Here is a 13,534-nt window from a genome sequence, read left to right on the forward strand (position 1 = left end):
TCAACGGTACGTACTGGGGGTGGTACGCGTGGCAAAGGTTCGGTCGTCATTGCGCCTGCTCCGCCCCCTCCTCATCGCTGGAGCCGTAACTGCCACGTGGCTGACGCTCTCCTCTTCCGCCGCTTCGGCTGACTCCTCCAAGGAACCCGGCTCTGTGCTGGGCGGGGTCACCTCTTCGGTTTCGTCGCTTTCGGCTCCACTGAAGGCTGCCGTCACTCCCGTCGTAGGAGCGGACTCTCCCGCTGCGCCTGTGGCCGCACCGACCGGGCTGTTGCAGCCAATGGTCGGCAGCCTTGCCACCACGGCTGATCAACTCGTGGCAGCCGTCCCGGTGGTGAAGAGTGTTGTTCCCTCAGGAACGGTCTCCGCGGTGACCGTCCCCGTCGCCTCCGCAGCCGATGGCGCCGTGTCCGGACTGCTGGACGCGGCAGTTCCTCCGCTCGTCGATGCGGTCCCCGTTCTTGAACCTGTAGTACAGCCCGTTGCCGGCCTCGTCACCGGAGCGACCCCCGTAGCCGCGGTGCTGCCAGGGGTGGTGGAGCCATCAGTCGAACTCCCTGAAGCGCTGGCGCTGGACACAGCAACACTGCAGACGGCCCCTGAAGCACCGGCACCAACAGTCGCGGATGATTCTGCAGCTGCAATCGGGGTGACTGCTGTAACGCCTCGAGTCACGCTGGCCGTTGCACAGATCTCAGACGCAGCAACTCCGGGCGCGTTCGTTCAACAGGCTGCCGCTGGCTCGCCGGTAACCGAAGAACCGTCACCCTCGCCGGTTCCCGCGCCGGCAGTTCCCGGTTCGGGGACAGGCAGCGCTGCTTCGCCGTACGGTTCCTCCGGCGCTGCGGCCTGGCTGAACGACTTTCATTTTGACCTGCCGCTGACGGGCACCTTCCCGATCAGCGGAACGTTCGGGCATGCCCCCGCGCCGGTGTCTTTCGACCCCGGTTCCTCTCCTGACTAGTTGAGCCTCTTTCTGCCGTCTTCACGGCAGAACACGGCCATCGGGCTTGCTTCACTGCGCCCCACATCAACTTTGTCAGGAGACAAACATCATGGATTCCAATCTTCGCAGAGGGCTGCTCGGCACCCTCTTTGCCGGCGGGCTCTTAGCCTTCGGCGCCACCGCGGCCAGCGCTGCGGACACTACCAGCGGTCCGGACCTCACGGCCACCGCACTGGTCTCAGCGGCGACATCCGCGAACACGACGTCGTTGGGGCTGCTGGGTGGCGCAACGCAGTCGGACATCGCGGATGTCGTCGCTGTGGTCGACGTCAACCTCGGCGGAACCGGCGGCCTCCTCGGCGGCGGCTCAGACGCAACCGGCACAACCGCCGACGTCGCCGCAGCAGTGGACGTCAACCTCGGCGGAACCGACGGCCTCCTCGGCGGCGGCTCAGACGCAACCGGCACAACCGCCGACGTCGCCGCAGCAGTCGACGTCAACCTCGGCGGAACCGACGGCCTTCTCGGCGGCGGCTCAACCGGGACGAACGGGACCGGCACCGCCGCCGACGTCGCGGCTGTTGTGGACGTCAACCTCGGCGGCAGCGACGGCCTCCTTGGCGGCGGCTCAACCGGGACGAACGGGACCGGCACAGCCGCGGATGTCGCAGCAGCAGTGGACGTCAACCTCGGCGGCAGCGACGGCCTTCTCGGAAGCAACAACGGGACCGCCGGGACCAGCGACGTCGCGGCCGACATAGCCGCGACAGTCGGCCTCGGCCTGGGCGACAACCTCCCGGGTGACGTTCCCACCGGCGGGGACGCGGGAACTGACAACAGCGGCGGACTGGATGTCCTGGCTGACGTCGATCTGGGGCTGGACACAGGACTTCTGGACGGCGTGATTTTGGATGTTTGCGCCGTTGTCAGCGTGAACGGTTCCGCAGATTGCAGTGGCATCCCGGCCGGCACGGACCCGGGAACGACTGATCCCGGCACCACCGATCCCGGAACAACAGACCCGGGCACCGGCACGACCGGTGGCACGGACGCACCTGCAACCGGAACTGACACCCCGGCCACCGGAACGGCTAACCCCGGTACCGGAACAGGCACGACAGGCACCACCGGGTCTGCTGCGACCGGCATCACCGTGGTTCCGGCCGGGAACACAACCGGCCCCGTAACAGCAGTGGGAGCAGCAGTGGGAGCAGCAGGCACAACCGCCCGGAGCGGCGGCACCGGTGCACTGGCCAACACGGGCCTGGACGCCTCGCTGGTACCTCTCGCGCTGGTCCTCCTTGCTGCCGGCGCGCTGCTGCTGAGGCGGCGCCGCACCTCCTAGGGCCCAACAGGCCCTAGGAAACCTGGCACACGAACACATCAATCCGCCATGCGACCGTCCGTCCACGTGACCGGTCCTGAAAGGGGGTGGCCTACGGGATAGCCCTGACATCCAGCACACATCCTTGTGACCGAGGGTCCGGCCGGGAAGCTCCCATCAACTTCCCGGCCGGGCCGTCAGTGTGCCACCGGATGGCGCGAAAGGGGCCCCGGCGGCGATATCATTACTGGTAGATAGTGCCGCAGCGCACCGGGGAGGGAGCTGATCTTGGTGATGGATTCACCTAGCTCGCTCAGGAATGACGTAGTCGGCGGGCGCTATCGGTTGGGTGAGGTGATCGGCCGGGGAGGCATGTCCTCTGTCTACTGTGCCCGGGACGAAAACCTTGGCCGGGACGTAGCCCTGAAACTCTTCGCTCCCCAGCCACCGGACACGGATGAGCTCAAACGCCAGGAAGCCGAAATCCAGCTCCTGGCCACGCTTAACCACCCCAGCCTGGTCACGTTGTTCGACGCCGGCATCGATACCCGCATACCGGACGAACCCCGGCCGTTCCTCACCATGGAACTCGTGGAAGGGCAGGATCTCCGCGGCCGCATCCGGCTCAGCCCGGTCCCTTTGGACGAGCTCGCCGTGATCGGAGCAGGCCTTGCTGACGCGCTGGCGTACGTCCATGGCCTGGGCATCATCCACCGCGACATCAAACCCGGCAATATCCTCCTGGTGCAGATCAGGCCCGGGGAGCCCGTGCGGCCCAAGCTGACGGATTTTGGGATCGCCAGGATTGCTGATTCGACGCGCCTGACCGCCACAGGAACCATGGTGGGTACGGCAGCCTACTTAAGCCCGGAGCAGGCCATGGGGTCTCCGCTTACTCCTGCTACGGACATCTATTCCTTGGGGCTCGTCCTTTTGGAGTGCATTAAGCAGACTATGGAGTATCCGGGCAACGCCGTCGAATCCGCCGTGGCACGGCTGCACCGCCCTCCCGAAATTCCGGACGATCTCCCGTCTGAATGGGCTGATCTGATCCGCTCCATGACGGCCCTTGAACCGCTGGAACGGCCCACAGCCGCCGACGTCGAGTCCGTGCTCCGCCAAGCGTTGGTCTCGCCCGTATCCACTCCAGGCGAACTTGCGCCGGAGACCACCCGCGTGTTGCCGGCGATGCCGTTCCGCCCGCCGTCCATCCCGATCACCGAAGAACAGGATGTACCCTCCGATGCGGCAAACCGTGACCCGCAGGCAGACACGCGGCAAGGCAGTCCTTCAACACCCCTGCAGCGCCTCCGCCGCGGCAGCAGGCGGTTCTGGCTTGCGATCGTTCTTGCCCTTCTGGCTATAGTGGCGGCCGCATCAGCGCTAACCTTCAGCCTGGCATCGCCGCAAACTCCCGACGTCGTCCCGTACCCCACCGTCACGGGCAGCTTGGGTGACCATCTCCAAGAACTTCAAAAGAGCGTGCAACCGTGACCCTGGAACCGGGCGGCCGTGGGGGCCGTGGCGTTTTCCGCTGCGTGTCAGCGGCGGCGGCATTACTGGTGGCGGGAACCCTGGCTGCATGCGGTCCCCGCGATTCAGGACTGGAGCAGGACACGGCCCGGCAGCTCCAGGAACGCGTCCTGGCCGTAAGCGAGGCGGCTGCCGGGAATAACCCCGCTGCTGCCTTGTCCGCCCTGGATAGCCTGGAGGCTGACCTCGCGGCGGCAATGGGCAGCGGAAGCGTTTCTAAAGACCGGCGTCTATCAATTACGACGGCGGCTGCTGCCGTGCGTGCGGACCTCAACGAGGCGGTTGCCGCAACAGCTGCTGCAGAAGCCAGGGCCGCAGAAGAAGCCGCCGCGGCGCAACGTCAAGCCGAGGCGGACGCTGCAGCGGAAGCCGCGAAGTCAGTTCCCGCGCCGGTTGCGCCCGCGCCCGCCGAGGACAAGGGAAACGACGACAAGGGCAAAGGCAAAGGCAAGGACGGCTGATAACCCGTCCGTGCCTCAAGCGGCCACAAGCATCAACAAAGAGGCGGCGCCCCGGTTTCCCGGAGCGCCGCCTCTTTATCAGTCCCTGTTACTTCAGGGTTGCAATGACCTTGTTCAGCGTTGCCGAAGGACGCATCACTGCCGAAGCCTTAGCCTCATCCGGACGGTAGTAGCCGCCGATGTCCACCGGTGAGCCCTGCACCTCGGCGAGTTCGCCAACGATGGTCTCCTCGTTGGACGTCAGCTCGCCGGCCACAGCCGAGAACGATGCCGCAAGCTCTGCGTCCTCGGTCTGCTTGGCCAGCTCCTCGGCCCAGTAGCGGGCAAGGAAGTAGTGGCTGCCGCGGTTGTCCAGCTCGCCTGCGCGGCGGCTCGGGGACTTGTTTTCCAGCAGAAAGGTCCCGGTGGCCTTGTCCAGCGTGTCAGCGAGGACCTGGGCCCGGGCGTTGTCCGTGGTGGTGGCCAGGTGCTCGAAGCTCACGGCCAGGGCGAGGAACTCGCCCAGGCTGTCCCAGCGGAGGTGGTTTTCCTTGAGCAGCTGCTGGACGTGCTTGGGGGCGGATCCACCGGCGCCGGTCTCGAAGAGCCCGCCACCGTTCATCAGCGGCACAACGGAGAGCATCTTGGCACTGGTTCCGAGTTCCAGGATGGGGAAGAGGTCCGTCAGGTAGTCGCGGAGCACGTTGCCGGAGACGGAGATGGTGTCCTCACCCTTGCGGATGCGCTCCAGGGTGAAGGCCGTCGCCTTGACCGGGGACATGATCTGGATGTCCAGGCCCTCGGTGTCGTGCTCTTTAAGGTATTCGTTGACCTTGGCGATGAGGTTGGCGTCGTGTGCGCGGGTCTCGTCCAGCCAGAAGACGGCGGGCGTCTTGGAGGCCCGGGCGCGGGTGACGGCAAGCTTGACCCAGTCGCGGATGGGGGCATCCTTGGTCTGGCAGGCGCGCCAGATGTCACCGGGGGCAACATCGTGTTCAATGAGCACGGTGCCGGCGCCGTCAACGATCTGGACTGTGCCGGCTTCCTGGATCTCGAACGTCTTGTCGTGGCTGCCGTACTCCTCGGCTGCCTGGGCCATCAGGCCAACGTTCGGAACCGTACCCATGGTGGTGGGATCGAAGGCGCCGTTGGCGCGGCAGTCGTCCAGGACAACCTGGTAGATGCCGGCGTAGGAGCTGTCGGGGAGGACTGCCAGGGTGTCGGCTTCCTTGCCGTCCGGGCCCCACATGTGGCCGGACGAACGGATCATGGCGGGCATGGAGGCGTCCACAATGACGTCGCTGGGGACATTGAGGGTGGTGATGCCCTTGTCCGAGTCCACCATCGCCAGGGCCGGACCCTCTTCGAGGCCCTTCTTGATAAGTGCCTGAACGCCCTCGCGCACGTCCTCCGGCAGGTCCTCAAGGCTGCTGAGGATGGCAGCGAGTCCGTTGTTGGGGCTGATACCGGCGGCGGAGAGCTGCTTGCCGTAGGTCTCGAACAGTTCAGAGAAGTAGGCCTTCACCACGTGCCCGAAGATGATGGGGTCAGAGACCTTCATCATGGTGGCCTTCAGGTGGGCGGAGAAGAGGACCCCTTCTTCCTTGGCACGGGCAACCTGGGCTGCCAGGAACTCATCCAGGGCAGCGGCGCGCATGACGGTGCCGTCGATGACCTCGCCGGCCAGCACGGGGAAGGCCTTCTTCAGGACCTTGACCGAACCGTCTTCTCGGACCAGCTGGATGGCGATGGTGCCGTCGGACTCAATGACCACGGACTTCTCGTTCGAGCGGAAGTCGTCCTTGACCATGGTGGCAACGTTGGTTTTGGAGTCCGCAGACCAGGCACCCATGGAGTGCGGGTTCTGGCGGGCGTAGTTCTTCACGGACAGCGGCGCGCGGCGGTCCGAGTTTCCTTCACGAAGGACCGGGTTCACTGCGGAACCCTTGATCTTGTCGTAGCGCGAGCGGACGGCCGTCTCCTCATCGGAGGCCGGGTTGTCCGGGTAATCGGGCAGGTTGTAGCCCTGGCTCTGGAGCTCGGCGATGGCGGCCTTCAGCTGCGGGATGGAAGCGCTGATGTTCGGCAGCTTAATGATGTTGGCTTCCGGCGTCTTTGCCAGTTCACCCAGTTCAGCAAGGGCATCGGCGATCTGCTGCTCCGGGGTGAGGTAGTCACCGAACACGGCGATGATGCGGCCTGCGAGCGAAATGTCACGGGTCTCCACCTCCACACCTGCGGTCGAAGCAAACACTTCGATGATCGGCAAGAACGAATAAGTAGCCAGCATCGGCGCTTCGTCGGTGTGGGTATAGATAATCTTGGACATGCGCGGGCGTCTCCCTGGAGGTCGGCTGATTTTTGTGGAAATTTGTCTATTTCACCTCCCCTAACTTACCCGAGGACACGGCTTTGAGCCCTACCCGGGACGGCCGGACAGCCCGTATTACCGCAGGTTTGAGGTACGCGGGAGCGCACGACGGCGAGGAGGCACCCCAAGCGGGCCAGTCGCCGTCGGGCATTGCAACCGGCAGCCGCCGGCAACCGTGAGGAGCGTGTCAGCGCCGTTTGTGGGGAATATCACTCGGCCACAGTTGCACGTATTTGGGGTCCTGACGGCGCAGCTCTTCGGTGGCGGTGAACGTGTGGATTGGATCAACGTCCCGCAGCTGGAGTGCCGCGGTGAACGCCTCCATATCCGGGACGGCGGCGTCGGCTCCCCCGTTGGCGGCAAAATGCCTGCCTGCGGCAGAGGACTTCTTGGCAGATTTCCAGAAAGCAATCACGATGGGGCCCCAATTTCACTCGGAGTCCGGAGCCCAGATCGGACAGGTCATTGATAAGAGAAAAGTACCCGTTGACCTCGACTTTTACCAGAGTGACGCGCACATGAGGCCGGACTACTATTTACAAAGATGGGGTGCCTCGATAGGTTCTATGGGTTACCCGGCGGACCTCTGGTGCCCCGTTCAGCCCGCTCAGACAGGACCATCATGACGCGAACCAGATCCTTCGCCGCCAGCCTCCTCACTTTTTCGGCCGCTGCCATGTTGGCGCTGGTGGGCGCCGGCACCGCTCACGCCGCCCCGCCGGCGTCGGACGACCAGACCACCCCCGCGGTTGCCAGCGCCACAGTGCACAGCACCGGAGCTGCGGAATACTGGACCGCGGACCGTATGCGCGCCGCGGTTCCCGGCGATGTCCTGGCCGGAAATGCGATCGAACGCCGCACTTCCCTCAACTCCGCCGTGGAGGCGGCCAAGGAGAAGGACAAGAAACTCAAGGTCAAGGCGACCAAAGCCGTTAGCGGCAAATCCAAGCTCGCCCTGAGGGTGACACCGGTGGACCACATCGGCAAGGTGTTCTTCACCATGGGCGGGTTCAACTATGTGTGTTCGGGCAATGCCGTCACCTCGGAGAACGGAAGCACCGTGGCCACGGCGGGCCACTGCCTCAATGAAGGTCCCGGCGCGTACGCCACCAACTTCATTTTTGTTCCCGGCTATGACAACGGCAAGGAACCCTATGGGCGGTGGACCGCCCGGGACCTGTACACCACACCGCAGTGGAAAACCTCCGGGGACATCGCCTTTGACACCGGCTTTGCGGTCATGAACCCCAACGAAGACGGGGAGACACTCACAGACGTTGTGGGCAGCTCCGACGTTGTCTTTGGTATCGATCGCGGGCTTGAGTACACGTCTTACGGCTACCCTGCCTCCACGCCGTACAACGGCGCGCAGCTCTGGAGCTGCGCAGGCACGGCTACCAACGACATGACGAACCCCAAGTTTGAAACCCAGGGAATCCCGTGCACGATGACCGGCGGCTCCTCCGGCGGGCCGTGGCTTCTCGACGACGGCGTACAGAACTCCATCAACAGTTACGGCTACAACGGTGCCGAAGTTATGTTCGGCCCGTACTGGGGCACCGAAATCGAGAATGTCTACAACTTTGCCCAAGCAGCCTAGGACGCCTGGCAAGGAATCCGCGTCCGGCAAGGAGCCCGGCGAGGATTCGGTCAGCCACAGCACGTCGGACCAGACACACGAGGAGATCCTCGCGTACTGGACTCCGGAACGGATGGCTGAGGCGAAGCCGCGGGAGCTGCGGCTTCCCGAACGTGCTCAGCGTCCCGGTGACGAAAGCACGGAACCCTCACCGGAACCATCCTGAACCCTTCGTTAACGCCCGACGGCGCCTCTCCCCTCTTCGGGGACAGGCGCCGTCGTTCGTTGAATCCCGGGTTGGGCGCAACCCGGTGACCCGGTGGGGATTAGTGGAAGAAGTGGCGCGAACCCGTGAAGTACATGGTGATGCCGGCCGCGTTGGCCGCCGCAATAACTTCCTCGTCGCGGACGGAACCGCCGGGCTGGACCACGGCGCGGACGCCGGCGTCGATCAGGATCTGCAGGCCGTCGGCGAACGGGAAGAACGCGTCGGACGCTGCCACGGCACCGCGGGCGCGCGCAGGTGCGTCGCCGGCGCCGGCGTTGGAGGCACCGCCCGCACCTTCGACGTCGGACTCCACCGAAACGCCCAGCGTGTTGGCCCGTTCGACAGCCAGCTTGCAGGAGTCCAGGCGGTTGACCTGGCCCATGCCGATGCCCACGGCAGCGCCGTTGTTGGCCAGCAGGATGGCGTTGGACTTGGCAGCCCGGCACGCAGTCCAGGCGAACGCGAGGTCCGCGAGGGTCTTTTCGTCGGCGGCGTCACCGGCGGCGAGTGTCCAGTTGGCGGGGTTGTCCCCGTCAGCATCCACCTTGTCGGAGATCTGGACCAGGACGCCTCCGGACACCTGGCGCATTTCGGCCGGGTACCGGCCATAGCCTTCGGGCAGGGCGAGGAGGCGGATGTTCTTCTTCTTGGACAGGATCTCCACGGCTTCAGGTTCGAAGTCCGGGGCGATGACTACCTCGGTAAAGATGCCCGCGACGGTTTCGGCCATGGCGGCAGTAACGGTGCGGTTGGCTGCGATGACGCCGCCGAAAGCGGAGACGGGGTCGCAGGCGTGGGCCTTGGCGTGGGCGTCGGCGATCGGGTCTTCAGCATCGGCTGAACCGACGGCCACGCCGCACGGATTGGCGTGCTTGATGATGGCGACGGCCGGCTCGGCGAAGTCGAAGGCGGCGCGGAGCGCGGCGTCCGCGTCCACGAAGTTGTTGTAGCTCATGGCCTTGCCGTGGATCTGGTCGGCCTGGGCGATGCCGGCCGGGGCGGCCTTATCCACGTAGAGCGCGGCCTGCTGGTGCGGGTTTTCGCCGTAGCGCAGGACCTCGGAGCGTTCCAGCGCCAGGCCGGCGTAGGCAGGCCAGTCGATAACGCCGTCGCCGTCTTCATCCAGGAACTGGCTGGCGGTCCAGGTTGCCACGGCATTGTCGTACGACGCGGTGTGGGCGAACGCCTTGGCGGCCAGCCGGCGTCGGGTCTTCAGGTCAAAGCCGCCTTCCGCCGCGGCGGTGACAACTTCGCCGTAGAAGCCGGGGTCAACAACAATGGCGACGGCGGCGTGGTTCTTCGCGGCCGAGCGCACCATGGCGGGGCCGCCGATGTCGATCTGCTCCACAACGTCATCCTGCGCCGCACCGGACTTTACGGTTTCCACGAACGGGTAAAGGTTCACCACAACGAGGTCGAAGGGCTCGATCTCCATTTTGGTCAGCGTGTCCATGTGGGCCGGGACCCGGCGGTCAGCGAGGATGCCGCCGTGCACGCGGGGGTGCAGCGTCTTGACCCGGCCATCGAGCATTTCCGGGGAACCGGTGACTTCCTCGACTTCCTGGACCGGGATGCCGGCCGCGGCGATCTTCTTGGCCGTGGAGCCGGTGGAGACGATCCTCACGCCGGCCGCATGCAGACCCTTGGCGAGATCCTCCAGACCGGTCTTGTCGTAGACCGAGATCAGGGCCCGGCGAATGGGAACACGGTCAATGGATACGCGGTCAGGCTGCGTGAAGCTCACAAAAGTCTCCGTCTTATATCGCGGGCCAGTGCCGCGGGTGGTGGGGATAGGGCCAGTTTATCGTGTTGCACGCCTGGCCTGCGTTGCGGGGCCGGTTCTACGGGCTCCGGGCGCTCCGATCGACGCAGAACAGACCCCGCAATGCAGGCAACTAAGATTTAGGCAGGAGGCTGCGATGAATATTTACACCACTGTGCCCAGCGGCGAACAGGTGGTCCAGGAACTGCCCTGGCGATGGAAAGTCCAGGGGCGGATCTTCCTGATCGGCGGCCTCGGCTTTATGTTCGACGCCTGGGATGTGACGCTGAACGGCATCCTCATCCCGCTGCTCTCAACCCACTGGGCCTTGGCGCCCGGCGAGGTGGCGTGGGTAGGGACGGCCAACCTGATCGGCATGGCGTTGGGTGCGTTTGTGTGGGGCACCATCGCCGACACAATCGGACGCAAGAAGGCCTTCACAGCAACGCTGCTCATCTTCTCCGTCTTCACCGTGCTCGGCGCCTTCTCCCCCGACTTCGTCTGGTTCTGTGTGTTCCGTTTTATGGCCGGGTTCGGCCTGGGCGGCTGCATACCGGTGGACTACGCGCTTGTAGGCGAGTTCACGCCGCGGAAACAGCGCGGCAAGGTCCTCACGGCAATGGATGGCTGGTGGCCCGTGGGCGCGGCCCTCGCCGGCTTCGTGTCCGCAGCGTTGGTGGGAATCTTTGGTGACTGGCGGCTGACCATGCTGGTGATGGTGCTGCCGGCGCTCCTGGTTTTCTGGGTCCGCCGCAGTGTCCCTGAATCACCGCTGTTCCTGATCCGAAAGGGCCGCCGGGAGGAAGCCGCCAAAGTTATTGATGACCTGGTGACAGCCACCGGAGCCGAGCCCCGCGCCTACAGCCTGCCCGATGCACAGGACGTTCCGCGGCTGTCCGCCGGAAGCGCGTGGCATCAGCTGCGCCTTGTCTGGCAGTTCAACTGGAAGATCACGGCCACGGCCTGGGCCCTGTTCTTCAGCATCCTGCTCGTCTACTACCTGTCCCTGACCTGGATGCCCCGGATCCTGATCGGCGCCGGCTTCGCCGAGTACAAGGCGTTTGTAACCACGGCGTCCATGGCCGCTGTCGGCCTGCTCGGCGTGATCGTCGCCGCACTGCTGGTGGAGCACGTGGGCCGCAAATGGATCCTGGCCATCACCGGCCCGCTCTCCGCGCTGACCCTCGTGATCGTGGCGTTTGTGGTGGACATCCCGACGGCCGCCGTGTTCTGGCTGCTGGTGTTCGGCTTCGTGGTCCAGGTGGCCATTCCCGTGCTCTACACCTATGTCTCGGAGCTGTATCCCACGGAGCTGCGTGGCACCGGCTTCGGCTGGGCCTCAACGTTCTCCCGGCTGGGCGCAGGCTTTGGCCCGCTCATTTTTGCGAACTACTTCTGGCCGGAACTTGGCCTGGCCACTTCCTTTGCCCTGGCCGGCGGGCTGGTGCTGCTCGCGGTGCTGTGGATGGCGTTCTTCTCCCCCGAAACCAAGCAGCGCCGCCTCGAATAGCCGCCTTTCCTTCCCCAACTAAGTAGCGCTAACTGTCGTTTTGGGCGCTCAAAACGACAGTTAGCGCTACTTACTTGGGGGACCAGCCACGGCTTAGCAGCGCCGTGCGAATCTTGGCCACGGCGGCCTGCGCCTCGTTTTTCATGTGGCGTTTGGAGATCCTGACCGGCAACCAGCCGGCCCGCGCAAAGTCTTCCTCTCGGGCTATGTCCCTGACAATCTGTGCGGCCTCGGAGTGCCCCTCGCCCTCGTACTCCACCGCGACGCGGTGCTCCGGATACGCCAAATCGGGTTGACGTACGACGCCGGCGCCCAGTTCCATAGGCACGTTCAGTTCCGGTTCGGGCAGGCCAGCGTATTCCAGTGCCAGCCGAAGTCTGGTTTCAGGGGCCGAATCAGCCCCTACCCTTGCCTGTTCAAGGGCGAGGCGCGCTTTCCGGATTCCTGGTGTTCCCTTATGCCGGTCCAGCATGTCGGCGAGGTCTTCGATCGTTGCGTAAGGCTCAGCTCTGCCCTCGAAGTCTGGCCGGGGGATCCTCAGCAGGTGATCGGCAACCACAGTCAACTCCTCGATGCTCATCTTGCGGGAACAGTCGAGCCACGTCCGGGTTCGGGACGTGATGAGCAAACCGTTGTGGGTGACAATTTCGTCTGCGAAGAACTGGCCTCTATGACCTTTCACACCCGGACGTCGCATGATGGCTACCGTGTCTGGGCGCGAGACATGGATCAGCGGATCATCGCTCCCAGGCATGAACCCGGGGAATTGCCAGAGCCGGAATGCAGAAGCGTGGGATGCTGCAGCGAACTCCGTTACCAAGGTGTATGGCCGGATGTGGGCAGCCAGAGCTGGGGTGATTTGCTCGTCCGCCCTCGGCACCCGGATTCCACGGGTGGGCCTCCCCAGACCTGGGTGACGTAACTGCCGTTCAGTGATGCCGGAGTCGGCCGCTTCTCTCAAGGTGAACGGCAGAACACCCAGCGGCTCTGGAAGTGAACGGGGAACCTTCATGTGCCCATGTTGGCAGCCCCCAGAAATCGCCGCAGAAGTTATCCACAGGATCGTCCCCGCCACCCCAAGTAAGTAGCGCTATCAGTCGTTTTGAGGGGCCAAAACGACAGATAGCGCTACTTAGTTGGGAGGAGAGGGAGAGGGGGAGGGGCGGGGAGGGGCGGGCGGGGCTGGGAAGGGTTAGAAGGAAGGGGCGGCGGCGAGGGCTGCAAGCGTGTTGACGAGCAGGCGGCGTTCCACGATCTTGATTCGCTCGTGCAGGGTTTCTTCGCTGTCCGCCGGTTCAATGGTGACGGCTTCCTGGGCGATGATGGGGCCCGTGTCCACGCCGGCGTCGGCCCAGTGGACCGTGCAGCCGGTGACCTTCACACCGTAGGCCATGGCATCGCGGACGCCGTGGGCCCCGGGGAACGCGGGCAGCAGGGCGGGGTGGGTGTTCAGGTACTTGCCCTTGAAGGCATCAATGAAGTCGGCGCTCACAATACGCATAAAGCCGGAGGACACCACCACCTCGGGGGCGTAGGAGGCCACCTTCGCGGTCAGCGCGGCATCCCATTCGTCGCGCGTGGGGAACGAATTGAAATTGACCACAAAGGTCTCCAGCCCGGCTTCGGAAGAACGTTCGACACCGTAGGTCCCCTCGCGGTCGGCGCCCACGGCAACGATCTCCACGTCCAGCTCCCCTGACTTAACGGCGTCGATGACTGCCTGGAGATTGGACCCGGTGCCGGAAACGAGGACTACGATGCGCATGGGTCTAGCTTATGGGCAGGCTCGCGTAGGCTGGAA

General features: G+C 64.7%; 12 protein-coding genes. 7 read left to right on the forward strand and 5 right to left on the reverse strand.

The window, feature by feature from the left end; translation table 11 throughout:
- Nucleotides 1–28: 28 nt before the first annotated feature.
- The 4 genes from GUV69_RS08915 to GUV69_RS08930 all read left to right on the forward strand — a co-directional run bounded on the left by GUV69_RS08915 (nt 29) and on the right by GUV69_RS08930 (nt 4,264).
- On the forward strand, nt 29–964 hold the full coding sequence (locus tag GUV69_RS08915) for a hypothetical protein (RefSeq protein ID WP_164201592.1): 936 nt from the start codon (nt 29–31) through the stop codon (nt 962–964).
- Nucleotides 965–1,055: 91 nt separating this feature from the next.
- On the forward strand, nt 1,056–2,291 hold the full coding sequence (locus tag GUV69_RS08920; protein WP_164201594.1) for a hypothetical protein: 1,236 nt from the start codon (nt 1,056–1,058) through the stop codon (nt 2,289–2,291).
- Nucleotides 2,292–2,558: 267 nt separating this feature from the next.
- Nucleotides 2,559–3,764, forward strand: coding sequence for a serine/threonine-protein kinase (locus GUV69_RS08925; protein WP_164201597.1), 1,206 nt, complete (start codon nt 2,559–2,561; stop codon nt 3,762–3,764).
- Nucleotides 3,761–4,264 (forward strand): hypothetical protein, encoded by a 504-nt coding sequence (locus tag GUV69_RS08930; protein ID WP_244292658.1) that lies wholly within the window; start codon nt 3,761–3,763, stop codon nt 4,262–4,264. Before GUV69_RS08925 ends, GUV69_RS08930 begins: the two co-directional genes overlap by 4 nt.
- Nucleotides 4,265–4,352: 88 nt before the next feature.
- On the opposite strand, the gene GUV69_RS08935 is transcribed toward GUV69_RS08930, so the two are convergent.
- Together GUV69_RS08935 and GUV69_RS08940 are read right to left on the reverse strand one after the other, a co-directional pair.
- Entirely contained in the window at nt 4,353–6,572 is a 2,220-nt protein-coding gene (locus GUV69_RS08935) for an NADP-dependent isocitrate dehydrogenase (RefSeq protein WP_164201599.1), read from the reverse strand.
- A gap of 229 nt (nt 6,573–6,801) precedes the next feature.
- Complete coding sequence (locus GUV69_RS08940) at nt 6,802–7,029, reverse strand: hypothetical protein (protein WP_164201601.1); 228 nt, start codon at nt 7,027–7,029, stop codon at nt 6,802–6,804.
- A 207-nt stretch (nt 7,030–7,236) separates the two neighbouring features.
- On the opposite strand from GUV69_RS08940, the gene GUV69_RS08945 reads away from it, so the two are divergent.
- Both GUV69_RS08945 and GUV69_RS08950 read left to right on the forward strand, forming a co-directional pair.
- Complete coding sequence (locus GUV69_RS08945; RefSeq protein WP_164201602.1) at nt 7,237–8,214, forward strand: trypsin-like serine peptidase; 978 nt, start codon at nt 7,237–7,239, stop codon at nt 8,212–8,214.
- The gene (locus GUV69_RS08950) at nt 8,198–8,419 is read left to right on the forward strand and encodes a hypothetical protein (protein ID WP_164201604.1); all 222 of its coding nucleotides are present in this window, start codon (nt 8,198–8,200) and stop codon (nt 8,417–8,419) included. Before GUV69_RS08945 ends, GUV69_RS08950 begins: the two co-directional genes overlap by 17 nt.
- A gap of 100 nt (nt 8,420–8,519) precedes the next feature.
- On the opposite strand, the gene purH is transcribed toward GUV69_RS08950, so the two are convergent.
- Nucleotides 8,520–10,205, reverse strand: a complete 1,686-nt coding sequence (gene purH / locus GUV69_RS08955) for a bifunctional phosphoribosylaminoimidazolecarboxamide formyltransferase/IMP cyclohydrolase (RefSeq protein ID WP_164201607.1) — start codon at nt 10,203–10,205, stop codon at nt 8,520–8,522.
- A 175-nt stretch (nt 10,206–10,380) separates the two neighbouring features.
- Here purH and GUV69_RS08960 point away from each other — a divergent pair, with 175 nt between their 5' ends.
- On the forward strand, nt 10,381–11,733 hold the full coding sequence (locus tag GUV69_RS08960) for an MFS transporter (RefSeq protein WP_164201609.1): 1,353 nt from the start codon (nt 10,381–10,383) through the stop codon (nt 11,731–11,733).
- Between the two features lie 70 nt (nt 11,734–11,803).
- On the opposite strand, the gene GUV69_RS23195 is transcribed toward GUV69_RS08960, so the two are convergent.
- Nucleotides 11,804–12,415 (reverse strand): endonuclease domain-containing protein, encoded by a 612-nt coding sequence (locus tag GUV69_RS23195; RefSeq protein WP_244292659.1) that lies wholly within the window; start codon nt 12,413–12,415, stop codon nt 11,804–11,806.
- A gap of 510 nt (nt 12,416–12,925) precedes the next feature.
- Complete coding sequence (purN, locus tag GUV69_RS08970; RefSeq protein WP_164201613.1) at nt 12,926–13,498, reverse strand: phosphoribosylglycinamide formyltransferase; 573 nt, start codon at nt 13,496–13,498, stop codon at nt 12,926–12,928.
- Nucleotides 13,499–13,534: the final 36 nt, after the last annotated feature.

This window comes from [Micrococcus luteus] ATCC 49442 (assembly GCF_010367585.1).
In the GTDB taxonomy this organism is placed as follows: domain Bacteria; phylum Actinomycetota; class Actinomycetes; order Actinomycetales; family Micrococcaceae; genus Arthrobacter; species Arthrobacter luteus_A.

Excerpts from the sequence above, each read along its gene's own strand:
- GUV69_RS08945 (WP_164201602.1), top strand. The coding sequence starts at position 7,237 with ATGACGCGAACCAGATCCTTCGCCGCCAGCCTCCTCACTTTTTCGGCC.
- purN (WP_164201613.1), bottom strand. The coding sequence starts at position 13,498 with ATGCGCATCGTAGTCCTCGTTTCCGGCACCGGGTCCAATCTCCAGGCA.
- GUV69_RS08960 (WP_164201609.1), top strand. The coding sequence starts at position 10,381 with ATGAATATTTACACCACTGTGCCCAGCGGCGAACAGGTGGTCCAGGAA.
- GUV69_RS08935 (WP_164201599.1), bottom strand. The coding sequence starts at position 6,572 with ATGTCCAAGATTATCTATACCCACACCGACGAAGCGCCGATGCTGGCT.
- GUV69_RS08920 (WP_164201594.1), top strand. The coding sequence starts at position 1,056 with ATGGATTCCAATCTTCGCAGAGGGCTGCTCGGCACCCTCTTTGCCGGC.